Annotated in this window: 20 protein-coding genes and 2 pseudogenes; 14 read left to right on the plus strand and 8 right to left on the minus strand. The window is 59.3% G+C overall.

Annotated features, from left to right (window positions below):
* Nucleotides 1-382: 382 nt before the first annotated feature.
* Nucleotides 383-2,131: an N-acetylglucosamine-specific PTS transporter subunit IIBC gene (gene nagE / locus AWT75_RS15005; RefSeq protein WP_062790040.1), complete on the plus strand. Its 1,749-nt coding sequence runs from the start codon at nt 383-385 to the stop codon at nt 2,129-2,131.
* Between the two features lie 173 nt (nt 2,132-2,304).
* Nucleotides 2,305-3,315 carry a type I glyceraldehyde-3-phosphate dehydrogenase gene (gene gap, locus AWT75_RS15010; RefSeq protein WP_062790043.1) on the plus strand — a complete coding sequence of 337 codons (1,011 nt, stop codon included), beginning with the start codon at nt 2,305-2,307 and terminating at the stop codon, nt 3,313-3,315.
* A 289-nt stretch (nt 3,316-3,604) separates the two neighbouring features.
* Here gap and AWT75_RS15015 read toward each other — a convergent pair whose 3' ends face one another.
* Nucleotides 3,605-4,048, minus strand: a complete 444-nt coding sequence (locus tag AWT75_RS15015) for an Lrp/AsnC family transcriptional regulator (protein ID WP_062790046.1) — start codon at nt 4,046-4,048, stop codon at nt 3,605-3,607.
* A gap of 451 nt (nt 4,049-4,499) precedes the next feature.
* On the opposite strand from AWT75_RS15015, the pseudogene phoB reads away from it, so the two are divergent.
* The 4 genes and pseudogenes from phoB (at nt 4,500) to tal (ending at nt 8,057) form a co-directional block, all read left to right on the plus strand.
* Nucleotides 4,500-5,188, plus strand: a pseudogene (phoB, locus tag AWT75_RS15020) (phosphate regulon transcriptional regulator PhoB).
* 7 nt (nt 5,189-5,195) lie between these two features.
* A complete protein-coding gene (gene phoR / locus AWT75_RS15025; protein ID WP_045845791.1) occupies nt 5,196-6,518 on the plus strand; it encodes a phosphate regulon sensor histidine kinase PhoR in 1,323 nt (440 codons plus the stop codon).
* A gap of 83 nt (nt 6,519-6,601) precedes the next feature.
* A complete protein-coding gene (locus tag AWT75_RS15030; protein WP_062790093.1) occupies nt 6,602-6,901 on the plus strand; it encodes a Dabb family protein in 300 nt (99 codons plus the stop codon).
* 94 nt (nt 6,902-6,995) lie between these two features.
* Nucleotides 6,996-8,057 carry a transaldolase gene (gene tal / locus AWT75_RS15035; protein ID WP_045845790.1) on the plus strand — a complete coding sequence of 354 codons (1,062 nt, stop codon included), beginning with the start codon at nt 6,996-6,998 and terminating at the stop codon, nt 8,055-8,057.
* 70 nt (nt 8,058-8,127) lie between these two features.
* Here tal and AWT75_RS15040 read toward each other — a convergent pair whose 3' ends face one another.
* The gene (locus tag AWT75_RS15040) at nt 8,128-8,658 is read right to left on the minus strand and encodes a hemerythrin domain-containing protein (RefSeq protein ID WP_062790049.1); all 531 of its coding nucleotides are present in this window, start codon (nt 8,656-8,658) and stop codon (nt 8,128-8,130) included.
* A gap of 197 nt (nt 8,659-8,855) precedes the next feature.
* On the opposite strand from AWT75_RS15040, the pseudogene AWT75_RS23550 reads away from it, so the two are divergent.
* Nucleotides 8,856-9,290 (plus strand): annotated as a pseudogene (locus AWT75_RS23550) (GNAT family N-acetyltransferase); the annotation flags it as partial.
* A 9-nt stretch (nt 9,291-9,299) separates the two neighbouring features.
* Nucleotides 9,300-9,875 (plus strand): 1,6-anhydro-N-acetylmuramyl-L-alanine amidase AmpD, encoded by a 576-nt coding sequence (gene ampD / locus AWT75_RS23070; RefSeq protein ID WP_239689623.1) that lies wholly within the window; start codon nt 9,300-9,302, stop codon nt 9,873-9,875.
* Nucleotides 9,876-10,121: 246 nt separating this feature from the next.
* Here ampD and kup read toward each other — a convergent pair whose 3' ends face one another.
* Nucleotides 10,122-11,987, minus strand: coding sequence for a low affinity potassium transporter Kup (kup, locus tag AWT75_RS15050; RefSeq protein ID WP_062790055.1), 1,866 nt, complete (start codon nt 11,985-11,987; stop codon nt 10,122-10,124).
* Between the two features lie 297 nt (nt 11,988-12,284).
* On the opposite strand from kup, the gene AWT75_RS15055 reads away from it, so the two are divergent.
* From AWT75_RS15055 to AWT75_RS15065, 3 genes are read left to right on the plus strand one after another with little or no spacing between them, the layout of a single operon-like run.
* Nucleotides 12,285-13,991: a proline--tRNA ligase gene (locus tag AWT75_RS15055; protein WP_062790059.1), complete on the plus strand. Its 1,707-nt coding sequence runs from the start codon at nt 12,285-12,287 to the stop codon at nt 13,989-13,991.
* Nucleotides 13,991-14,629: a lytic transglycosylase domain-containing protein gene (locus AWT75_RS15060; protein ID WP_062790062.1), complete on the plus strand. Its 639-nt coding sequence runs from the start codon at nt 13,991-13,993 to the stop codon at nt 14,627-14,629. The genes AWT75_RS15055 and AWT75_RS15060 overlap by 1 nt, the downstream gene beginning before the upstream one ends.
* 54 nt (nt 14,630-14,683) lie before the next feature.
* The gene (locus AWT75_RS15065) at nt 14,684-15,991 is read left to right on the plus strand and encodes an Nramp family divalent metal transporter (RefSeq protein ID WP_062790065.1); all 1,308 of its coding nucleotides are present in this window, start codon (nt 14,684-14,686) and stop codon (nt 15,989-15,991) included.
* A 50-nt stretch (nt 15,992-16,041) separates the two neighbouring features.
* Here AWT75_RS15065 and AWT75_RS15070 read toward each other — a convergent pair whose 3' ends face one another.
* The 5 genes from AWT75_RS15070 to AWT75_RS15090 form a co-directional block, all read right to left on the minus strand.
* Nucleotides 16,042-16,539, minus strand: coding sequence for a MarR family winged helix-turn-helix transcriptional regulator (locus AWT75_RS15070; protein WP_045845784.1), 498 nt, complete (start codon nt 16,537-16,539; stop codon nt 16,042-16,044).
* A 226-nt stretch (nt 16,540-16,765) separates the two neighbouring features.
* Nucleotides 16,766-17,305 (minus strand): RDD family protein, encoded by a 540-nt coding sequence (locus AWT75_RS15075; RefSeq protein WP_062790068.1) that lies wholly within the window; start codon nt 17,303-17,305, stop codon nt 16,766-16,768.
* A gap of 21 nt (nt 17,306-17,326) precedes the next feature.
* Nucleotides 17,327-17,716: a DUF3106 domain-containing protein gene (locus AWT75_RS15080; protein WP_161937760.1), complete on the minus strand. Its 390-nt coding sequence runs from the start codon at nt 17,714-17,716 to the stop codon at nt 17,327-17,329.
* Entirely contained in the window at nt 17,709-18,095 is a 387-nt protein-coding gene (locus AWT75_RS15085) for a DUF3619 family protein (RefSeq protein WP_062790074.1), read from the minus strand. Before AWT75_RS15085 ends, AWT75_RS15080 begins: the two co-directional genes overlap by 8 nt.
* Nucleotides 18,092-18,658, minus strand: a complete 567-nt coding sequence (locus AWT75_RS15090; RefSeq protein ID WP_062790077.1) for an RNA polymerase sigma factor — start codon at nt 18,656-18,658, stop codon at nt 18,092-18,094. Before AWT75_RS15090 ends, AWT75_RS15085 begins: the two co-directional genes overlap by 4 nt.
* Before the next feature lie 225 nt (nt 18,659-18,883).
* On the opposite strand from AWT75_RS15090, the gene ilvB reads away from it, so the two are divergent.
* The 3 genes from ilvB (at nt 18,884) to ilvC (ending at nt 22,232) form a co-directional block, all read left to right on the plus strand.
* On the plus strand, nt 18,884-20,650 hold the full coding sequence (gene ilvB / locus AWT75_RS15095; RefSeq protein WP_045845779.1) for a biosynthetic-type acetolactate synthase large subunit: 1,767 nt from the start codon (nt 18,884-18,886) through the stop codon (nt 20,648-20,650).
* Between the two features lie 10 nt (nt 20,651-20,660).
* A complete protein-coding gene (gene ilvN, locus AWT75_RS15100) occupies nt 20,661-21,152 on the plus strand; it encodes an acetolactate synthase small subunit (RefSeq protein WP_045845778.1) in 492 nt (163 codons plus the stop codon).
* Nucleotides 21,153-21,215: 63 nt separating this feature from the next.
* Nucleotides 21,216-22,232 carry a ketol-acid reductoisomerase gene (ilvC, locus tag AWT75_RS15105; protein WP_045845777.1) on the plus strand — a complete coding sequence of 339 codons (1,017 nt, stop codon included), beginning with the start codon at nt 21,216-21,218 and terminating at the stop codon, nt 22,230-22,232.
* Nucleotides 22,233-22,297: the final 65 nt, after the last annotated feature.

Genomic DNA, 22,297 nt, shown 5'->3' on the forward strand with positions numbered 1-22,297 from the left:
CCATTGCCAAACCGTTACGGCTTGTCGCCGTGCAAGGTGCCATCCGGGCCGTCAGGCGGCCCGGCGGCACCGGCATGGACTGAGCTGCAGGAGTCCCGCCACCCCATCGGCCACTCCTGACATGACAGGAGGTGTCCGATGTTGTCCCGTCATCCCCGTGCAGGCCCGGCATTCATGGTGCCGCCCCCCATGTCTGCACATCGTCATTGGCCGATAACGGCCACCAGCCTGGTTTTTCCGCTTGTCCGATGGGCCCCATGCGCCCCAAAAGCCAGGCATGGTCACGACCACACCCTATCCTGCGCGGCCAGCCGTGTTGGCGACTGCAGCGCAGACAAGACGAATGGCAACTGACCATTCCACATCCAAAGGAGGCATTGAGGTGAGTACACAAAACAGATTTGCAGGCATTCAGCAGCTGGGCCGGGCCCTGATGCTGCCGATTGCGGTATTGCCGGTCGCCGGTTTGCTGTTGCGGCTGGGGCAGCCGGACCTGCTCAACATCAAGGTGATGGCGCAGGCCGGAGATGCCATCTTCGGCAATCTGGCGCTGATTTTCGCCATTGGCGTGGCGGTGGGCTTTGCCCGCGACAACAATGGCGCGGCGGGCCTCGCCGGTGCCATCGGCTATATGGTGCTGACGGCGGTATTGAAGGTGATGCCGGATACCCTGCTGGCCTATGCGGTGTTCAAGCCGCTGGTGCATCTGGATGCAGAGGGCAAACCGTTTGCCATCAATATGGGTGTGCTGGCCGGGATATTGTCCGGCCTGATTGCCGGGGTGCTGTACAACCGTTACAAGGACATCAAGCTCCCCACCTATCTGGCCTTCTTTGGCGGACGTCGCTTTGTGCCGATTGCCACCGGTTTTGCCATGCTGCTGCTGGGTGTGGTGCTGGGCCTCGCTTGGCCGCCGGTGCAAAACGGCATTGATGCCGTCGGCAAATGGCTGATTGGCGTCGGCGAAATCGGGCTGTTCATTTATGGCGTGCTCAACCGCCTGCTCATCGTCACCGGGCTGCATCACATTCTCAATACCATGGTGTGGTTCCAGGTGGGCGATTACACCGATGCAGCAGGCAAGCTGGTGCATGGCGACCTGACCCGTTTCTTTGCCGGGGACAAAACCGCCGGCATGTTCATGAGCGGCTTTTTCCCGGTGATGATGTTCGGCCTGCCGGCGGCTTGCCTGGCGATGTACCGGGCGGCCAGGCCGGAGAACAAGGCCGCCGTGGGTGGGGTGCTGTTTTCCATGGCACTGACTGCCTTCCTGACCGGCGTGACCGAGCCGGTCGAGTTTGCCTTCATGTTCCTGGCGCCCATGCTGTATGCCATCCATGCAGTACTCACCGGTATTGCCATGGCCCTGATGTATGCACTGGGCGTGCACCTGGGCTTTGGCTTCTCCGCCGGCCTGTTCGATTACCTGCTTAACTTCGGTATTGCCCAAAAGCCACTGCTGTTGCTGCCGGTGGGCCTGCTGTACTTCGTCATCTATTACGGCCTGTTCAGTTTCTTCATCCGCAAGTTCAACTTGCAAACCATGGGCCGCGAAGCGGTTGCACAGCTTGCCGTGGTGGCTGTGGAGGGCTCCTCCCGCGCCCATGGTTTCATCCTGGCCCTGGGCGGGGCGGCCAATCTGAAGTCGGTGGATGCCTGCACCACGCGCTTGCGCTTGCAAGTGGCCGAAAATGACAAGGTGGACGAAGCCGCACTCAAGGCATTGGGATCACGCGGCCTGATCAAACCGGCGGCCGGCAGTGTGCAAGTGGTACTGGGGCCGGAAGCAGATCTGATTTCTGATGAAATCCGCACCGCCCTGCAACAGGCTGACAGCAGCCCGGCAGCTCCGGCGGTAGTGGCTGGTCGTGTTTCAGGCGCACATCAGGCAGCCAGCACCAGCATGCAGCGTGAAGACTGGCTGCAAGCACTGGGCGGGCAGGCTAATGTGAAGCGTGTACAAGCGGTGGCTGGTGGCCGCCTGCGTATCGAGGTGACTGACAGCGCGCTGGTGGATATCGCCGCGTTGCAAGCCCTGGGTGCGCGGGGTGTTACCACCTTCTCCTCCAGCTTGCTGCATGTGCTGCTGGCGGAAGACCCTGCTCACTTTGCCAGTTTCCTTCAGGTGTAAAACCTGCATTGCACTACATGGCGGTGAGCCTTGACTGGCAAGGATTTCACCGCTTTGTTGGTAACCCGCACACTACTTTTGTAGTCACTTGCTTACAGCGCAAAAGGAGCAGAAATTGAATGGCGCAGGGCACGAGATGACCCTGCACCATTATCAAATTAGGAGGATGCATCATGACGTTGAAAGTTGCCATTAATGGTTACGGTCGTATCGGCCGCATGGTGGTCCGCGCCTGGCAGGAGCGTTTTGCTGACCGCGATATCGAAATCGTGGCCATCAATGACCTGGGCAAGCCGGAACTGCACGAACACCTCACCCGCTTTGACAGCGTGCATGGCCCCTTTGGTGGCACCATTGCGCTGGAAGGCGATGCCCTGGTGGTGAACGGCAAGCCGATCAAGCTGCTCTCCATCCGCAACCCGGCAGAACTGCCGTGGAAAGAACTGGGCGTGGATGTGGTACTGGAATGTACCGGCATCTTCACCAAACGTGAAAAGGCTGCGCTGCACCTGGAAGCCGGTGCCAAGCGTGTGCTGATTTCCGCTCCGGCCAACGATGCCGACGCCACCGTGGTATTCGGCGTGAATGATGACGTGCTGACCAGCGCCATGACCGTGGTGTCCAATGCCTCTTGCACCACCAACTGCCTGGCCCCGCTGGTTGAGCCGCTGATCGATACCATCGGTATCGAACGTGGCCTGATGACCACCATCCATGCCTACACCAACGACCAGGTGCTGCTGGATACCGACCACTCCGACCTGCGTCGCGCCCGCTCCGCAGCTGTCTCCATGATTCCCACCAAGACCGGTGCCGCTGCAGCGGTGGGCCTGGTTCTGCCCAAGCTGCAAGGCAAGCTGGACGGCTTTGCCGTTCGTGTACCGGTCAGCAATGTATCGCTGGTTGACCTCACCTTCACCGCCAGCCGTGACACTACGGTGGCCGAAGTGAATGAACTGATCTCCACTGCTGCCAAGGGCAAGCTGGCCGGTGTACTGGCCGTCAACACTCTGCCGCTGGTATCGCGAGACTTCCTGCACCACCCGGCTTCCAGCGTGTTTGACTCCACGCTGACCCGCGTGATTGCCGGTCGTGAAGTCAAGGTACTGTCCTGGTACGACAACGAGTGGGGCTTTGCCAACCGCATGCTGGATACCTCGCTGGCCTGGGCTGCTGCCAAGTAATCTGGCAAAAGCGATTTAGCCAATCCGTTCTCCCGGGCAGCGTCAGAACTGCCGGGGAGAAGCCGGTGCAGTAAACCCGGTTGTCATTGGTCAGAAGGTGGCAGCCTGGGTGTTTCGTTCGTAGATGTGCTTCTATATGGTCTCTCCCAAGAGCTTGGCCGAAGAATCATTGATTCTTCGGCCATTTTTTGCCCATGGCCGGGCATCTGCGCTCGCGAGAGTCATCTCCGCCATCCTGATGACAGGCTTGCCCCCACCGCGTCATGGCTGCGTCCGCTACCTGCCTTGTTCAGTCGTCCGCCAGTAGCTGTGGCATGCGTGGCGGAACCGGCATGTCGATGATGATGGAGGTTTTGGTGTCGCCAAACTGCATCAACTGGGCAATCAGGGTTTGCAGGCTGGGCATGGTATCGACCGCCACTTTCATCATCAGGCCGCTGGTGCCGGTGATGGATGCACACTCCAGTACCTGGGGCATGCTGCGGATGCGATCAATCACCACGTAATACTCCAGATGCTTCACTGTCAGTTCAATCATGCACAGGATGGGTAAGCCGACCTTGGCCGGGTCGATCTGCGCCCGGTAGCCGGTAATCACGCCCTGCCGCTCCAGTTTATCCACCCGGTCGGCAATGGCGGGGGAGGACAGATTCACCCGGCGGGCCAGTTCGGCAAAGCTGATGCGGGCATTTTCGTGCAGGCTGCTCAGGATTTTTTTGTCGAATTTATCCAAGTTTGGATTCCAAGGTTTTTTGCTGCAAAAAAGCCATTTTACAAGGTTAAATCAGGAAATTTCCAATATTTCCACATTAAGAAATGGCTTCTTGCTCCGTACAATGCCTGCCTTATCGGAGCTGTTGCGGCACTGTCCCGCCGTGATGGTTCTTGTCTGGATTCGTTGCTGATGGGTACATGTCCCTGTACCTGTTTGAAACTGTCCTGGTGATCTCTTTGTCCCTGGTCTCAAGTCAGACAAACAAATTTTTGACGAAGGCCATTCCGGGTCTGCCATGCGGCAGGCCCGTTTTTTTTGTCGGTACGGCATGCGCTACGTGGCAAGATAGGGTGGTTGTGCACTGGATGACAGGATTTGCAGAAGTTTTGGCAACTATTTAAGAAATGTCATATTTCTGTAATCGCTGCTTTTTATCCTTGCCATCATCAAACCGGGACTGGACCGATACATGGCTGCCAATATTCTGCTTGTCGAAGACGAGCCTGCAATTCAGGAACTGATTGCGTTTAACCTCAACCAGGCTGGACATCACGTCTTGCGTGCCAGCACGGCCGAGGCTGCGTTGACCCTGGTGCGCAATGCACTGCCGGATCTGGTGCTGCTGGACTGGATGCTGCCGGGTGCGTCCGGGGTGGATATTGCCAAACGCCTGCGTTCGGATGAGCGCACCAAGCATATCCCCATCATCATGCTCACCGCCCGTTCCGATGAGCAGGACAAGATTACCGGGCTGGAATCCGGCGCTGACGACTACATCACCAAGCCGTTCTCGCCCCGCGAATTGCTGGCCGCATCAAGGCCGTGCTGCGCCGCCGCGCTCCGCAGATGACCGACGATGCGGTCGAGGTGCAAGGCCTGCGCCTGGACCCGATCACCCATCGCGTCAGCGGTAATGGTGACACCATCGACCTGGGTCCGACCGAATTCCGCCTGCTGCACTTTTTCATGACCCACCCGGAACGCGTGCATTCCCGTTCGCAACTGCTGGACCAGGTGTGGGGCGATCATGTATTTGTTGAAGAACGCACGGTAGACGTGCACATTCGCCGCTTGCGCAGTTCGCTGGAAAGCACGGGCCATGATGCCCTGATCCAGACCGTGCGCGGCACCGGCTACCGTTTCTCCACCCAGCAGTGAGGCTGACTTGCGCGAATTCTTGCAGCGTACCCTGGTCTGGCTGATTGTCATCCTCTTCATCGGCCTTGCCTTCTGGGCATTCTCCGGCCCGATCGAAGGCCTGATCGCTGCCGGTGTCGCCCTGCTGGCCTGGCTGGGTTTTCATCTGTACCACATCGCCTTGTTGCTGCGCTGGCTGGAGCAACCCACCGCCGAGCGGGTACCCGATGGCTTTGGTGCCTGGCATACCGTGTTCATGACGCTGTATCGCACCATGCGCAGCCAGATGCAAAGCAAGCGCAAGCTCACCAATGTGCTGGAACGCTTCATCAATGCCGGTGAAGCCATGCCGGATGGCGTAGTGGTGCTGGACGAGAATGATCGCATCGAGTGGATCAATCCGATGGCGATGGAGCACCTGAACCTGGATCGCAAGCACGATGTGGGCAACCAGATTCTCAACCTCATCCGCCAGCCCAGTTTTCATGCCTACATGAAAAATGCCAGTTTCAGCCAGCCTCTGGTCTTGCAGCTGACCCAGCCGCGTGAACTGGTGATTTCGGTGCAACTGGTGCCGTTTGACTCTACCCGCAAACTGCTGCTCAGCCGCGACATCACCTCGCTGGAGCGGGTACAGACCGTGCATCGCGATTTTGTCGCCAATGTGTCGCACGAATTGCGCACTCCGCTGACTGTGGTCGGTGGCTTTCTGGAAACCCTGTCCGATATGGAAGAGGTCGACCAGGCCACCCTCAGCCACTTCCTGCCCATGATGATGGAGCAGTCACGGCGCATGCAGAGCCTGGTGGAAGACCTGCTGACCCTGTCCCGGCTGGAAAACAGCCCCAAGGCGGTGATGGCGGAAAAAGTGAACATGCAGGACATGCTGGATACCCTGATGGTGGAGGCCGAAGGCCTGTCGCAGGGCCGCCATCATGTCAGGCTGGAAAAGGGCTGCAATCAATGGCTGTGGGGTAGCGCGCAGGAGCTGCATTCCGCCTTTGGCAATCTGGTATCCAATGCCGTGCGTTACACGCCTGAAGGCGGCGATATCGTGCTGTCGTGGAAGGCAGAAGGTGAGCGGCTGTGTTTCTCGGTCAAGGACAGCGGTATCGGCATCCCGCGTGAGCACATTCCGCGGCTGACCGAACGCTTTTACCGGGTCGACCGTGGCCGCTCGCGCGGCAATGGCGGCACCGGGCTGGGGCTGGCCATCGTCAAGCATGTGGTGGCACGGCATAACGCCCGGCTGGATATCCGCAGCGAGCCGGACAAGGGCAGTACCTTCAGTGTGATTTTCCAGCGCGAGCGCTCGGCCGAGCCGGAGGCACAGCCGGAAAACCAGGCCTGACCGGCAGGCTGCGTACTTGCACGCATGGTCAGTGCCTGGTGAAGGCAGCATAATCAGCGGCTGAATGGAATCCGGGAGTGACCATGCTGCACCATGTCGTGTTGATCCGCTTTCTGCCTGCCGCCACGGCGGAGGACATTGCCCGCATCAGCCAGCAGTTTGCCGGTCTGGCCCGGCAGATTCCCGGCATCCTGACACTGGGAGGTGGCCCGGATGTCAGCCCGGAAGGTTTGCAACACGGCTTCACCCATGGCTGGCTGGTGCAGTTTGTCGATGCCGCCGCCCGTGATGCCTATCTGGTCCATCCGGCCCACCAGGCTTTCGTCTCCATGCTTAAACCGTTTGTTGATGACGTTTTAGTTTCTGATTTCCCGGCAAATTGACAGCATATCGCTGCAATATGGGCTTGGCCTGCCTGCACAGTCGCGCTAGGATGTTCTTCTTTATGCGCCAACTTTCCCGACCCCGGACCACAACATGAATCGTCTGCAATCCATCCGCCCGTTCGGCCAGCGCATCTGGCTGGACAATCTGTCCCGCGAGCTGCTGGCTTCGGGAGAACTGGCCCGTCTGCTGCAAGAAGACGGCATTGCCGGTGTGACTTCCAATCCGGCCATTTTCTACAAGGCCATCAGTACCGATGCCAGCTACCAGGCTGACCTGACCCGCTTGAAGGCCGAGCCGGGACTGGATGCCGAACAACGCTATGAAGCACTGGTGGTGCCTGACATCCAGGCCGCTTGCGATCTGCTGCAGGACCAATACCGCAGCAGTGCCGGCAACGACGGCTATGTCAGCCTGGAAGTGTCTCCGGCCCTGTCGCATGACGAAGCGGGCACGCTGGACGCGGCACGCCGCCTGTGGGCCGCCATCGACCGGCCCAATGCCATGATCAAGATTCCGGCCACCGCAGCGGGCATTCGCGCTTTCCAGACGCTGACCGCCGAGGGCATCAACGTCAACATCACCCTGCTGTTCAGCCTGCCGCAAGTGGAAGCCGTGTGGGATGCCTATATCGACGGCCTGAGTGCACGCCTGGCTGCGGGCAAGCCGGTGAGCGGCATCAAGGCGGTGGCCAGCTTCTTCCTGTCGCGGGTGGACAGCCTGCTGGACCCGCAACTGCCCGCCGCCTTGCAAGGCAAGGCGGCCATTGCGCTGTCCAAGGTGGCTTATGCCCGCTATCAGCAGCGTTTCCACGGCAGCGAGTTTGCCGCGCTGAAGGCTGCGGGTGCCTGGCCGCAATTCCTGCTGTGGGCTTCCACCGGTACCAAGAATGCGGCTTATTCCGACGTGTTGTACGTGGAAAGCCTGATTGGCGACGAAACGGTCAACACCGTGCCGGATGCCACCCTGGCCGCCTTCCGCGACCACGGCGTTGCTGCGCTGACGCTGCCGCAGGATGCACAACAGGCCCAGATCACCCTGCTGGACGTGGCTGAGGCCGATATCGACCTGGTGGCCGTGGGTGACAAGCTGCAACAGGACGGGCTCAAGCTGTTTGAAGATGCCTTTGCTGCCTTGCTGAAGCTGACTGCCTGAAGCTGATGTGTTGAAAGCAAAAAAGGATGCCCGGTGGCATCCTTTTCTGTTTTACGACACCGGCGGTTGTTCAGCAGGCTTGCTGGCGGCGCTGGGCCATGCGCAAGCCTGCATTGCGCAGCTCGTCTGCGTTCAGCGTGGCGGCGGCAGTGGGAATCAGCCAGGCCTCTTCGGAAGCTGCATGTTCCCGATATTGCCGTACGAATTCGGCTACCGCGTTTTCGCTGATGCTGTCCAGTTCGCCATTGCGCAGGGCGCGCAAATCGTCGCGGATGGCATTCCAGCACGAGTGTAGATAGCCGTGTTCGGCTTCCAGTTGCTCGATGCGCGGGGCGGCCGTGGGGACGCGTTCCAGCAGGATGGGGAACAGCTCCTCTTCCTCGTCGATGTGGTGGGCAGGGCCGGCGACGTCAAAGTAACGGATCACACCGTCGATGGTGTTCTTCACCGCCTCATTGACGCCATGTTCGGTGATATAGCCGGGCAGTTGGTCCAGTTGATCGCAAAAGCGGCGGATCTTGTCATGACAGGCCAGTAGCATGTCCAGCGGTTGTTCGAAACTGGCGCTGCTGGTGTTGCCAATATCATTCAGGGTAAGCATGGTGGGTGGCCTCAAGCTGGGAGAATGGTTCGAGTGTGCCGTGCTGCAATGCAAAAAACCATGATTCTGCTCAAATGCATCACACAGAATGGGCTACCGGCGTTCAGGCTGGCACAATGCCATATTGTGCGCCTGGCCTGCCGCTGACGGAAACATTCATGCAGGCCACGCCGCCATTGGCAATTCGAAAGGTGGAAATGGATATTCCCTTTGTCGTCAAGGATGTAACGCTGAGTGACCCGGCCTTGGCCGCGGAGGTATTGCGCATCCAGCTGCAGGCGCATCAGGTGGAGGCGCAGTGGCTGGATTATCCGGCCTTGCCCGTGCTGTGGCGGGATATCGACCAGGTCATGGCCTGCACCGACCGGGTGATCGGTGCATTCGAGGGCGAAACCTTGCGCGGCGTGCTGGTGGCAAGCAAGCGTCAGCAAGGCGGCTGGCATATCGAGCGAACCGTGGTGGACCCGGCCTGCTTTGCCTGCGGCTGGGGTTATCGCCTGCTCAATCATCTGCTGGCCGGTGCTGACGAAGTCAGTGTGGATACGGCTGAAGTCAATCAGGCTGCCATTGCCCTGTACCACAAGGCCGGTTTCGTCCTGCAACAACGCTGGACAGTGCCGGATGGCCTGGTGCTGTGGCGCATGTTGTACTGTGCCAACCGCTTGCAACCGGTGCTACATCTTGAACCCAGCGGCTGGGTGCGTGAAGCCAGGCAGATTCCCTCGCCCAATTGTGATGCCCGCGAGCATGGCCAGCCGGAGCTGTTGGTCATTCATAACATCAGCCTGCCGCCATACCGTTATGGCAGTCAGGCCGTGGAGCAGTTGTTCACCAACAGCCTGAATCCGGACGAAGACCCGTTTTTCGCCAGTATTCACCAGCTGCGGGTATCGGCCCATTTCTTTATCCGGCGCAGTGGCCAGCTGGTGCAGTTTGTCCCGGTGCAGTCCCGGGCCTGGCACGCCGGGGTCTCCAGCTGGCAGGGCCGCGAGCGCTGTAATGATTTTTCCATCGGTGTCGAGATGGAAGGCTGCGATTTCGAACCCTTTGCCGATGCGCAGTACCAGATGTTGCTGGCGCTGATCGAGGAACTGCGACTACACCTGCCGTTACGGGCAATGACCGGGCATGAGGACATTGCTCCGGGGCGCAAGACGGATCCTGGCCCCTTCTTTGACTGGGCCCGTGTCCGTGCCCGGATTGACCTGCCGGCGTAGTGTTGCCACTACATAGTAAAATTTCATCCGTTTTGCATCATTTGGCCGCCTGCTTCGCAGCGGCCATTTTTGTTGCAAGTGGCTGTATCAAAACCTGATTGCAACCTGATTTTTGATATAACTACATGATAAATAAAGAAAATATTGAATGATGGATTGGATTTGTAAACGATTACATTGGGTGATTTTGCTTGGGCAAATAAAAAAGGCAGGCTAAAAAGCCTGCCTTTTGATGTAGTGACTTGACTACAGCTCAACCTGGGCACCCAGTTCCACCACACGGTTGGTGGGAATCTGGAAGAAGTCGGTTGCACGCAGTGCGTTCTTGCTCATCCACACGAACAGGCGTTCGCGCCAGCGTGCCATACCCGGCCGCTCGGTGGAAATGATGGTTTCGCGCGACAGGAAGAAGGACGTATCCATCAGTTCGAAGGCCAGGCCATCGCGCTCGCACAGCGACAGCACGTTCAGCACGCTCGGGTCTTCCTTGAAGCCGTAACGTGCCACCACACGCCAGAACGAGGGCGACAGCTGCACCACTTCCAGACGCGAATCCTCATTGATGTAAGGCACGTCCTCGGTGCGGATCGTCATCAGCACGATGCGCTCGTGCAGCACCTTGTTGTGCTTGAGGTTATGCAGCAGGGCATGCGGCACGCCATGCAGGGTGCTGGTGAGGAACACCGCCGTGCCCTGTACGCGGGTGGGCGGGAAGGCTTCCAGGTTTTCGATGAAGCTGTCCAGCGGCAGTGCCTGTTCGCGCAGACGGTCGAACAGCAGCTTGCGACCCTGCTTCCAGGTGGTCATCAGCATGAAGATGATCATGCCCAATACCAGTGGCAGCCAGCCGCCGGAGAACAGCTTGAGCAGGTTGGCACTGAAGAAGGCGGTATCGATGATGCCGAAGAAGATGGTAATGCCCAGTGCCAGCGGTAGCGGCCAGCGCCAGTTGACACGGGCCACCACGAAGAACAGCAAGGTGGTGATCAGCATGGTGCCGGTGACGGCAATGCCGTAAGCCGAGGCCAGATTATCCGAGCTCTGGAAAATCACCACCACCACCAGCACCGCTACCAGCAAGGCCCAGTTGACGAAGGGCAGGTAGATCTGGCCGATTTCCTTTTCCGAGGTATGGGAAATCTCCATGCGCGGGCTGTAGCCCAGCTGGATGGCCTGACGGGTAAGCGAATAGGCACCGGAAATCACGGCCTGCGAGGCAATCACCGTGGCCAGGGTGGCCAGGATGATCAAAGGCAGCAGAGCCCATTGCGGTGCCAGCAGGAAGAAGGGGTTCTTGATGGTTTCGGGCTTGAGCATCAGCAATGCGCCCTGGCCAAAGTAATTGAGTACCAGCGCGGGCAATACCAGGCCGTACCAGGCACGACGGATCGGCGTTTTGCCGAAGTGCCCCATGTCTGCATACAGTGCCTCGGCACCGGTCAGCGCCAGCACGACCGAACCCAGTGTCAGGTAGGCCCCAACGCCATGGTGGGCGACAAAATTGTAGGCATACCAGGGATTGACGGCGGCCAGGATGCCGGGTGCCTGAACGATCTGCAGCACGCCCAGCAAACCGAGGATGGAGAACCAGGCCAGCATCACCGGACCAAACAGCATGCCCACGCTGGCCGTGCCAAAGCGTTGCAAGGCAAACAGGCCAACCAGCACGGTAATGGCGATGGGCATGACGTAAGGTTGCATGCTGGGGCTGAGTACTTCCAGCCCTTCTGCCGCCGACAGTACCGACATGGCCGGGGTAATGATGGCATCGCCATAAAACAGTGAGGCACCGAATAGCCCCAGCAATACCACCTTCCAGCGTGCCGCATGGGTGACATAGTGTCGGGCCAGCGCCATCAGCGCCATGATGCCGCCTTCGCCGTGGTTGTCGGCGCGCAGCACGAACACCACGTACTTGATGGAAACCACGAAGATCAGGGACCAGAAGATCAGCGACAGGATGCCGAAAATATTGTCAGGCGTAGTGGCAATGCCATGCCCGGTAAAACATTCGCGCAAGGTATACAGCGGGCTGGTACCAATATCCCCGTACACCACGCCCAGCGCAGCCAGCGTCAGGCCGGTCATGGCCTGTTTATTGTGAGCCTGCATGATTTGTGTGTGACTTCTATTGTGGGTTGAGCATGCAACTGCCATTCCTTTCCGTCTTGTTGCGCTGCGGAATTCGGTATGGCCTGTGAGCGCGAAGGTTACTACTGAGTCAGGACAGCGCCAAGCTAATGCTGCAATGCCCGCTGCTTTCCCTGCGGGCTTGTCGGCGGAAAGCCACAATGTCGTCACGATTGATCCGGACAGCTACGCTGTGGGCTTGCACTGTCAGGATGCTTTCCCGTCAGCCGTGCAAAACGCTACAATCAACCCTATTTAGCCGAATACCAAGGACGCATCATGCGCGCATCGCAGTTTTTCATTTCCACCCTGAAAGAAGCCCCCGCCGACGCCGACATCACCAGCCAGAAGCTGATGATTCGTGCCGGCTTCATCCGCAAGGTTGCTGCCGGTATCTATTCCTGGATGCCGATGGGCCTGCGCGTGGTGCGCAAGGTGGAAAACATCGTGCGCGAAGAAATGAACCGTGCCGGTGCCATCGAAGTCTCGCTGCCGGTGGTTCAGCCGGCCGGCCTGTGGCAGGAGTCGGGCCGCTGGGACACCATGGGCGAGGAAATGCTGCGCTTCAAGGACCGTCACGAACGTGACTTTGCCCTGCAGCCGACTGCCGAAGAAGTGATTACCGACATTGCCCGCAGCGAACTGCGCAGCTATCGCGCCTTGCCGAAAAACTTCTACCAGATCCAGACCAAGTTCCGCGACGAGCGCCGCCCGCGCTTTGGCGTGATGCGTGGCCGCGAGTTCACCATGAAGGATGCCTACTCCTTCGACCGCAGCGCCGAAGCCGCCGGTGTGAGCTACGACAATATGTATGCCGCCTACTGCCGCATTTTTGACCGTCTGGGCCTGACTTACCGTGCAGTGGCTGCCGATACCGGCGCCATTGGCGGTGACCGCTCGCACGAATTCCAGGTGATTGCCGATACCGGTGAAGATGCCATCATCTACTGCCCGGATTCCGACTACGCCGCCAATATCGAACTGGCCGAGGCCGTGGCACCGGCCGGTGAGCGCCCGGCCGCCAGCGCTGCGCTGACCAAGGTACATACCCCCAAGGTAAAAACCATTGCCGAGCTGGTGGATTTCCTGTCCATCGACATCAAGAGCACCGTCAAGGCGCTGGTGGTGGAAGGCAGCGAAGGCGAAGCCGTGCTGATGCTGGTACGTGGTGATCACGAACTGAACGAAGTGAAGGCCGAAAAAGTGGCGGGCATCAAGAAGCCGCTGACCATGGCCTCGCCGGCCATCATCCGTGAGGCTTTCGGTGCCAATCCGGGTTCGCTGGGCCCGGTCGGCTTCAAGGGTCGCATCATTGCCGACCGCACCGTGGCCAAGATGGCCGACTTTGTCATCGGTGCCAACGAAGACGACCAGCACTACACCGGTGCCAACTTCGGTCGTGACTGTGCCGAGCCGGAAGTGGCCGACATCCGCAATGTGGTGGCAGGCGACCCCAGCCCGGATGGCAAGGGCGTGCTGGCCATCCAGCGCGGCATCGAAGTAGGCCATGTGTTCTACCTGGGCACCAAATACTCCGCCGCCATGAACGCCACCTTCCTGGATGAAGACGGCAAACCGAAACCGTTCGAGATGGGCTGCTACGGCATCGGTGTTACCCGTATCCTGGGTGCCGCCATCGAACAGAACCACGACGACAAGGGCATGATCTGGCCGGACAATATCGCCCCGTTTGCCGTGGTCATCTGCCCGGTTGGCTACGATCGTTCCGCCGAAGTGAAGGCCGCTGCCGACAGCCTGTACGCCGGTCTGCTGGCCAAGGGTGTGGACGTGATTCTGGATGACCGTGGCGAACGCCCGGGCGCCATGTTTGCCGACTGGGAGCTGATTGGCGCGCCGCATCGCGTCACCATCGGCGATCGTGGCCTGAAGGAAGGCAAGGTCGAGTACCAGCAGCGTCGTGATGCTGCGGCAACGCCCGTCGCTGCAGATGCTATTCTGGAACATCTGCTCGCCAAACTGTCCTGATGAAAATCCTCCTGACGCTGCTTGCCCTGTCCACCATGCTGGCCTGTTCGCCAGCATGGGCGGGTGCGCAGCGCGAGGAGGCACTGGCTGCCAATGTGGCATCGGCAATGAGCCGTACCATTGCCGATGTCAATGCGCCGCGGCTGGTGTTTGACACCCCGCAGGAAGGCCAGGCCTGGCTGACCGAGATGTCGCGCCGCCTGCAAAAGCGTATTCCGGACAGCTGGATGCGCGAACACCTGCTCACTGCCATTCAATACGAGGCCACCCGCGCCGGGCTGGACCCGCAAATGGTGCTGGGCCTGATCCAGGTGGAAAGCGGTTTCAACAAATACGCCATTTCCCCTGCCGGTGCCCGTGGCCTGATGCAGGTGATGCCCTTCTGGGTAAGGCAAATCGGCAACCCGCAGCACAATCTGTTCGAACTCACGCTCAACCTGCGCTATGGCTGCACCATCCTGCGCCATTATCTGGACATGGAGCGCGGCAATCTCTATCGCGCACTGGGCCGTTACAACGGCAGCCTGGGTCGGCCGGAATATCCCAATCTGGTGATTGGCGCCTGGAAAAAACAATGGTCCTGGACTGCGCCAGTACCAGTCAAAGTGGCTGGTAGTAACCTGCCTTTAGGTCAGTAGACTTTGCACGCAAATAGCGTGCATTTTTCTTTCCTCTTCGCTTGAGGATGTTGCATGTTTTCCCTTCCCCGCACGGCAACCGCTCCGTTTTGTCCCGCTGAAGTACAAGGCAGCATCCGTATTGATGCCCGCGCGCCCTGGTGGCAGCGGCTGCGCCGTTTTGCCGGCCCCGGTCTGCTGGTGGCGGTGGGGTATATGGACCCGGGCAACTGGGCGACCGATATCGAAGCTGGTTCTCGCTTTGGCTATGGCCTGTTGTGGATTGTGGTGCTGTCCAGCCTGGTGGCCATGGTATTGCAACTGATGGCCGCCCGGCTTGGTCTGGTCACCGGGCAGGATCTGGCCCAGGCCAGCAGCGCCTATTACGGACCCACCGGCAGGGTGGTGCAGTGGCTGAGCGCAGAAGTGTCGATTATTGCCTGCGATGTGGCCGAGGTACTGGGCTGCGCCCTGGCATTCAAATTGTTGTTTGGTATCCCGCTGGCCTGGGGGGTGGTACTGACGGCATTTGATACCGTCATCGTGCTGGGCATGAAGGGCAAGGGTTTCCGGCAGATCGAGGCCGTGGTGCTGGGGTTGATTGCTACCATCGCACTGTGTTTTGCCATCCAGGTGTTCATGGTGGGGCCGGATTGGCCGGCAGTAGCGCGCGGCTTGTTGCCTTCGAATCCGGGAGGTGATTTGCACCAGGCCGTGGTATTGGGCCTGGGCATTGTCGGTGCCACCATCATGCCGCACAACCTGTACCTGCACTCCTCGGTGGTGCAAACCCGCAAGGTGGAAAGCGGCAACCACAGCCTGCGCGATACGCTGGCGCTGTGCCGGGTGGACACGGTGGTGTCGCTGCTGCTGGCCATGCTGGTGAACGGGGCCATTCTGGTGCTGGCGGGCAGCGCCTTCCATGCGGTGGGCCAGCCGGTGGTGGACGATATCGAACAGGCTTACCGCTTGATTACCCCGCTGGCTGGCGGTGCGGCGGCCTTGCTGTTTGGTCTGGCCTTGCTGGCGTCCGGGCAAAGCTCCACGCTGACCGGCACGGTGGCCGGACAGGTGATCATGGACGGTTTCCTGCACATCCGCATTCCATGTTATCAACGTCGGCTGATTACCCGTGGTCTGGCCTTGCTGCCTGCCTTGCTCGGTGTATTGCTGCTGGGCGAGGGTGCGGTGGGACGCATGCTGGTGTGGAGCCAGGTGGTACTCAGCCTGCAATTGCCACTGGCGATGTGGCCCTTGTTGCGTTTGACCTCCAGCCGGCAGCACATGGGGGCGTTTGCCTTGTCTCCGCGGATGCAGACGGTGGGCTGGTTGTTGTTCACGCTGATCTGCGGCGCCAATCTGCTGCTGATCATCGGTCTGTAAGCAATCAAAAAGCGCCTGATGGCGGCTTTTTGATTGAGTGGGCGTGGTGTTCAGTCTTCCTGCGTTTGCAGCAGTTTCTTCAACAGGCCGGCCAGCTGTACTTTTTCGGCCTCATCCAGGTTTTCCATCAGTTCGGCCTCGGCAGCCAGATGGTTGACCACGGCTTCTTCGATCACGGCAAAGCCCTTGGCGCTCAGGGTGACAATCACGCCGCGGCGGTCTTCAGGGTCGGGCGAGCGGGTGACCAGGCCAGCTTCTTCCAGGCGGTTGATACGGTTGGTCAGCGCGCCGGAGGAAATCAGCACCATGCCTTGCAGCTGATTGGGCGACAGCTGGTAGGGCTCGCCACGGCGGCGCAAGGCGGCCAGCACGTCAAATTCACCGACATTCAGGTTGTAGCGGGCCAGATCCTGCAGGACACGGCGGGTAATGAAATACTCCATCCGCACGATGCGGCCAATCACGTGGGTGGACGAAGCGTCCAGTTCGGGGCGTACTTCATTCCAGAGGGCGACGATGCGGTCGATCTGATCAGGCTGTTGATGCATTCTGCGATATTCCAGGTAAGGGAGGGGCGTGGCTTTCCGTTCCGGGCGCAAAGCGTATCATGAGTTGTCGGTGAAGTATCTTTTCTTGAAGATATTTGCGGGCGATTGAATGGCCTGCTGCAGGGGCTGCCCGGCTGTCATGTCAGGCCAGACGGGCCATTCGCCCGTTCAGCCTGATCGGGTGTCCATCAGCATCCTGTGGGTAAACTTGCCACAGGCCGGTGACTCAGGCCGCTTGCTTGCCTTTGCCCGGGTGCGGCGCCTTGGGCAAGGTGATCTGGCGGGTGCGGGCCAGCCTGTCGTGCAGGAACAGGCGTTCCTTGTCGTAAAAGGCTGCCAGGTAGGGCAGGGCACACCAGGCCAGTGAAATCAGCAGGGCCTCGCGGCCATGGCCCAGATTGCGCGACCAGGCCAGGTAGGAGATGGCCGGCATGCCGACAAACAGCAACAGGGCGATGACATAACGGAAACCGGCCTGACGCCAGTCAATCAGTTGATTGTCGTCCTGGCGTACCAGCTTGAGACGCCACGCCTTCATGGCAACGGTCTGTCCGGACTTGACCCAGCTGCTGCCGAAATAACCAAACAGACTGCCGGCCAGGGCCAGCTGGGTCAGCAGGTCCAGCAGCAGCGAGCGGCCCAGCCAGGCCTGCAGGCCGGTCATCACGGCAGAAACGGTAAGCAACAGGGCGGCAATCAGCAGCAGCTCGTAAAACTGGCTACACAGTCGGCGGCCAAAACTGGCATCGGGAAACAATGAAGGCATGAAATGGAAGCGAGTAGGGGGTTAACCGGAAGCTTGTGGTCTGGATGCGGCCTGTTTCAGCCGCTGGATGGCTTTTTCCCGCTCGGCCGGTGACAGGCCTTGCAGGGTTTTCCAGTTGTTGCGGATTTGCTGGCGTTGTTCCAGCGTCAGGTCCGACCAGATCTTCAGCTTGCTTTGCAGCCGCAGTTTACCGGCAGCATCCAGACTGCGGTACTCCGGCACGATGGCCAGCAGGTTTTTCTTTTTTTCCGGTGCGTAACGGTCCCATTCGCTGGCCAGCGGTGCCATCACGGTTTGTTGTTCGCTATCCAGCTGGTCCCAGCGCGGGTTATTCAGCGGACTGGCGCTCACCGGCATGGCCAGCAGGCTGCCCAGCAAGACAATTGGCAGGACATGGCGTGGCTTAGTCATGGAGATTGCCTGTGAAGTGCGGGTCCATGAACGCTTCCAGCGGCAGTTCGTGCGACAGGATGGCGGCATCAACGGCTTCTTCTTCCATCAGCAAGCCTTCAGCCAGCCATACGCCGGTGCTGGCTACCATGGCAAAGCCCAGGGCCAGCGCACTGCGGCGAAGTGCCTGGGTATGGCGCAGCACCCACAAGCCAAGTTGTTCTCCCAGTGATGCTGGCTGGGCAATGCGCTGGTCAAAGCGCGCCATTGCCTGTTCTCGCGCTTGTTGCAGGCCCTGTCTGATCTTGGGGTCCACGTCCTGCGCGGGATGATTCAGGATACGGTTGACGGAGCGGGTCAGCTTTTCTTCCCCGCCAAGTGGGTGGTTCGAAGGTTTCATAACACCACTCCTTTTTGCTGCAGGATGGCGGCCAGGGTATGCGTGGCGCGCGAACAATGGGTTTTGACGCTGCCTTCAGAGCAGCCCATTACCCTGGCCGTCTCGGCAACATCCAGTCCTTCCCAGTAACGCAGCAGAAAGGCCTCGCGTTGACGGGTGGGCAGCAGTTGCACCGCGCCGTCAATCAGTTGGGCCACTTCCTTGCGGGCATACCATTTTTCCGGATTGCTGCTGGCCTCATCCGCGGCAATGTTGAGCGTTTCCAGCGGGTCGGCCGTTTCGTCTTCCTCACGTACCGGCAGCAGGGACGACAGCAAGGTGCCAAAGAAATTCCTGACCTTGGCCCGGCGGAAATGATCGCGAATGGTGTTTTGCAGGATGCGCTGGAAGATCAGCGGCAGTTCGGCCGCCGGTGCGTGGGCGTAGCGGTCTGCCAGTTTCATCATGGCGTCCTGCACGATATCCAGCGCATTTTCGTCGTTGCGAACGGCGTAAAAGGCTTGCTTGAAGGCGCGGCGTTCCACCGACAGCAGAAAGTCGGCCATTTCCTTGCGGCTTGCCATGTGAGAAGGGGATTCAGGTTGATGCCAGCCGAAGATAGTAGCAGAGCCGGGCAGGCAAGACCACCCCGGGGATTTCCCTGTTTTTACCGTGGCTTAGCGCGTTTTTGCACCTGCACAAAAGCCTTGACCATTATTTGAGGGATACGCTAAGGTCTTTCATCACAACGGGATGAAACACAAGTCAATTGCCAAGATTGACTGCAAGACAAGACAAAGAGGCACAAGATGCAGATATCGGGCGCGGAAATCCTGGTCCGTTGCCTGCAGGAAGAAGGGGTCGAATTTCTGTTCGGCTACCCCGGCGGCGCAGTTCTGGAAATTTATGATGCCATCTTCCGGCAGGACAAATTCAAGCACGTTCTGGTACGTCATGAGCAGGCTGCCGTGCACGCGGCTGATGCCTACTCGCGTTCCAGCGACAAGGTGGGCGTTGCACTGGTGACCTCCGGTCCGGGTGCCACCAATGCCGTTACCGGCATTGCCACGGCCTATATGGACTCCATTCCGATGGTGGTGATTTCCGGTCAGGTGGCCACTCCGGCCATTGGTCTGGACGCCTTCCAGGAAGTGGACATGGTGGGCATTACCCGCCCGTGCGTGAAGCACAACTTCCTGGTCAAGGACATCAACGACCTGGCAGCCACCATCAAGAAAGCCTTTTACATTGCCAAGAGCGGCCGTCCCGGCCCCGTGGTAGTGGATATTCCCAAGGATGTCACCCAGCAAAGTGCCGAATTCCACTACCCGGAAAACGTGCACATCCGTTCCTATGTGCCTGCCACCCGCGGCCATCCGGGACAGATCAAGAAGGCCATCAACCTTCTGCTGGAAGCCAAGCGTCCGTACATTTATGTCGGTGGCGGTGCCGTACAGGGCAATGCCGCGGCCGAAGTCACCGAGCTGGTGAAGTCGCTGGGCCTGCCGTGTACCAACACCCTGATGGGCCTGGGTGCCTATCCGGGTTCCGATCCGCAATTCCTCGGCATGCTGGGTATGCACGGTACTTACGAAGCCAATATGGCGATGCAGTACTGTGACGTGCTGATTGCCATCGGTGCGCGCTTTGACGACCGCGTGATCAGCGTGCCTTCGCACTTCCTGTCGCAGCCGAAGAAGATCATCCACATCGATGTGGACCCGTCTTCCATTTCCAAGCGCGTGAAGGTGGACGTACCCATCGTGGGCGACGTCAAGCACGTGCTGCGTGAAATGCTGGACATCCTGCGTCAGTCCGGTCAGAAGCCGGATGCCGGCCATCTGGCTGGCTGGTGGAAGCAGATCGAAGAATGGCGTGGCCACAACTGTCTGCTGTACACCCCGTCCACCGAGCTGATCAAGCCGCAATACGTGGTGGAAAAGCTGTACGAGATCACCGGCGGCAAGGCCATCATCGCCTCTGATGTGGGACAACATCAGATGTGGGCCGCGCAGTATTACAAGTTCGATAATCCAAAGCAGTGGCTCAATTCCGGCGGCTTGGGTACCATGGGCTTCGGTTTGCCGGCAGCCATGGGCGCGCAACTGGCCAATCCGGATGCAACCGTCGCCTGTATCACCGGCGAAGGCTCCATCCAGATGAACATCCAGGAGCTGTCCACCTGCAAGCAATACCATACCCCGGTCAAGGTGGTGGCGCTGAACAACCGCTACCTGGGCATGGTGCGCCAGTGGCAGGAATTCTTCTACGGAACCCGGTACTCCGAGTCCTACATGGACGCGTTGCCGGACTTCGTGAAGGTAGCCGAGGCCTATGGCCACGTTGGCTTCAAGATTGAAAACCCGTCCGATGTGGAACCGGTGTTGCGCGAGGCGTTTGGCCCTGCGTTGAAGGAGCGCCTGGTATTCCTCGACTTCCGTACTGATCAGTCCGAGAACGTGTTCCCGATGATCCAGAACGGCAAGGGCCTGGACCAGATGGACTTGCCGCCGCACATGCGCGATGTCCAGCAGCTTCCTTTCGAGAACAACCGTGACTACGGCAATATGTGCTGAGGCGGACGGTATGAGACATATTCTTTCGATCTTGCTGGAAAACGAAGCGGGCGCACTGTCCCGCGTGGTGGGCCTGTTTTCGGCCCGGGCTTACAACATTGACTCTCTGACGGTGTCGACAACCGAGGACGCGACACTGTCACGGATGACGATCGTCACGCATGGTTCTGACGAAGTCATCGAGCAGATCACCAAGCAGCTCAACAAGCTGATCGAGGTGGTCAAGGTGATAGACCTCAATGAATCCGAGCACATCGAACGCGAGATGATGCTGATCAAGGTGCGCGCTACCGGCAAGGACCGGGAAGAAATGAAGCGCATGGCGGATATTTTCCGCGGTCGCATCATCGATGTTACGGAAAAGACATACACCATCGAGCTGACTGGTACGAGCGACAAGCTGGGGGCCTTTATCGAGGCCATTGACCGCGCAGTGATCCTGGAAACGGTCCGTACTGGCGCATCCGGCATTGGCCGTGGTGAACGGGTTCTGAAAATCTGATATATCTATACATCTGGCGGCGGCCACAGCAGGTGGCCGCCCGGATAACAAGGGACGAAGCAAATGAAAGTGTATTACGACAAGGACGCGGATCTTTCCATCATCAAGGGTAAAAAAGTAGCCATCATCGGTTACGGCTCGCAAGGCCATGCCCACGCCCAGAACCTGAAAGAGTCTGGCGTTGATGTGATTGTTGGTCTGCGCAAGGACGGTGCGTCCTGGAAAAAGGCCGAAGCCGCTGGTCACAAGGTCAAGGAAGTGGCCGAAGCAGTGAAGAAGGCTGATGTCGTGATGATTCTGCTGCCGGACGAATCGCAGCCGGACGTATACCGCAACGAAATCGCCCCGAACATCAAGAAGGGCGCTGCCCTGGCATTCGCCCATGGCTTCAACGTGCATTACAACCAGATCGTTCCGCGTGAAGACCTGGACGTGATCATGGTCGCCCCGAAAGGCCCGGGCCACACCGTGCGTTCCGAGTACGTGAAGGGTGGCGGCGTGCCGACCCTGATCGCCGTGTACCAGGACAAGTCCGGCAAGGCCCGTGACGTGGCCCTGTCCTATGCTGCTGCCAACGGCGGCACCAAGGGTGGCGTGATCGAAACCAACTTCCGCGAAGAAACCGAAACCGACCTGTTCGGCGAACAGGCTGTGCTGTGTGGCGGCGCGGTAGAACTGGTGAAAGCCGGTTTCGAAACCCTGACCGAAGCCGGTTACGCTCCGGAAATGGCTTACTTCGAATGCCTGCACGAACTGAAGCTGATCGTCGACCTGATGTACGAAGGCGGCATCGCCAACATGAACTACTCCATCTCCAATAACGCGGAGTATGGCGAGTACGTGACCGGCCCGGAAGTGGTGACCTCCGCCACCAAGGAAGCCATGAAAAAGGCCCTGTATCGCATCCAGTCTGGCGAATACGCCAAGATGTTCATCCTGGAAGGCAAGACCAACTATCCGAGCATGACTGCCCGTCGTCGCCTGACCGCCGATCACCCGATCGAGAAGGTTGGTGCCGAACTGCGCGCCATGATGCCCTGGATCTCCAAGAACAAACTGGTCGACCAGTCCAAGAACTGATTTCGAAGTCGGTCAGTGTGCAAAGCCGGGGCAACCCGGCTTTTTTCATTGTCACGGGCCTGCCC

The organism is Aquitalea pelogenes (genome assembly GCF_001515305.1).
Classification (GTDB): domain Bacteria; phylum Pseudomonadota; class Gammaproteobacteria; order Burkholderiales; family Chromobacteriaceae; genus Aquitalea; species Aquitalea pelogenes.

What these genes read in the sequence shown, in the direction of transcription:
- gap (WP_062790043.1), top strand. Translation starts at nt 2,305, where the DNA reads ATGACGTTGAAAGTTGCCATTAATGGTTACGGTCGTATCGGCCGCATG.
- AWT75_RS15030 (WP_062790093.1), top strand. Translation starts at nt 6,602, where the DNA reads ATGCTGCACCATGTCGTGTTGATCCGCTTTCTGCCTGCCGCCACGGCG.
- tal (WP_045845790.1), top strand. Translation starts at nt 6,996, where the DNA reads ATGAATCGTCTGCAATCCATCCGCCCGTTCGGCCAGCGCATCTGGCTG.
- AWT75_RS15040 (WP_062790049.1), bottom strand. Translation starts at nt 8,658, where the DNA reads ATGCTTACCCTGAATGATATTGGCAACACCAGCAGCGCCAGTTTCGAA.
- ampD (WP_239689623.1), top strand. Translation starts at nt 9,300, where the DNA reads ATGTTGTACTGTGCCAACCGCTTGCAACCGGTGCTACATCTTGAACCC.
- kup (WP_062790055.1), bottom strand. Translation starts at nt 11,987, where the DNA reads ATGCAGGCTCACAATAAACAGGCCATGACCGGCCTGACGCTGGCTGCG.
- AWT75_RS15055 (WP_062790059.1), top strand. Translation starts at nt 12,285, where the DNA reads ATGCGCGCATCGCAGTTTTTCATTTCCACCCTGAAAGAAGCCCCCGCC.
- AWT75_RS15060 (WP_062790062.1), top strand. Translation starts at nt 13,991, where the DNA reads ATGAAAATCCTCCTGACGCTGCTTGCCCTGTCCACCATGCTGGCCTGT.
- AWT75_RS15065 (WP_062790065.1), top strand. Translation starts at nt 14,684, where the DNA reads ATGTTTTCCCTTCCCCGCACGGCAACCGCTCCGTTTTGTCCCGCTGAA.
- AWT75_RS15070 (WP_045845784.1), bottom strand. Translation starts at nt 16,539, where the DNA reads ATGCATCAACAGCCTGATCAGATCGACCGCATCGTCGCCCTCTGGAAT.
- AWT75_RS15075 (WP_062790068.1), bottom strand. Translation starts at nt 17,305, where the DNA reads ATGCCTTCATTGTTTCCCGATGCCAGTTTTGGCCGCCGACTGTGTAGC.
- AWT75_RS15080 (WP_161937760.1), bottom strand. Translation starts at nt 17,716, where the DNA reads ATGACTAAGCCACGCCATGTCCTGCCAATTGTCTTGCTGGGCAGCCTG.
- AWT75_RS15085 (WP_062790074.1), bottom strand. Translation starts at nt 18,095, where the DNA reads ATGAAACCTTCGAACCACCCACTTGGCGGGGAAGAAAAGCTGACCCGC.
- AWT75_RS15090 (WP_062790077.1), bottom strand. Translation starts at nt 18,658, where the DNA reads ATGGCAAGCCGCAAGGAAATGGCCGACTTTCTGCTGTCGGTGGAACGC.
- ilvB (WP_045845779.1), top strand. Translation starts at nt 18,884, where the DNA reads ATGCAGATATCGGGCGCGGAAATCCTGGTCCGTTGCCTGCAGGAAGAA.
- ilvN (WP_045845778.1), top strand. Translation starts at nt 20,661, where the DNA reads ATGAGACATATTCTTTCGATCTTGCTGGAAAACGAAGCGGGCGCACTG.
- ilvC (WP_045845777.1), top strand. Translation starts at nt 21,216, where the DNA reads ATGAAAGTGTATTACGACAAGGACGCGGATCTTTCCATCATCAAGGGT.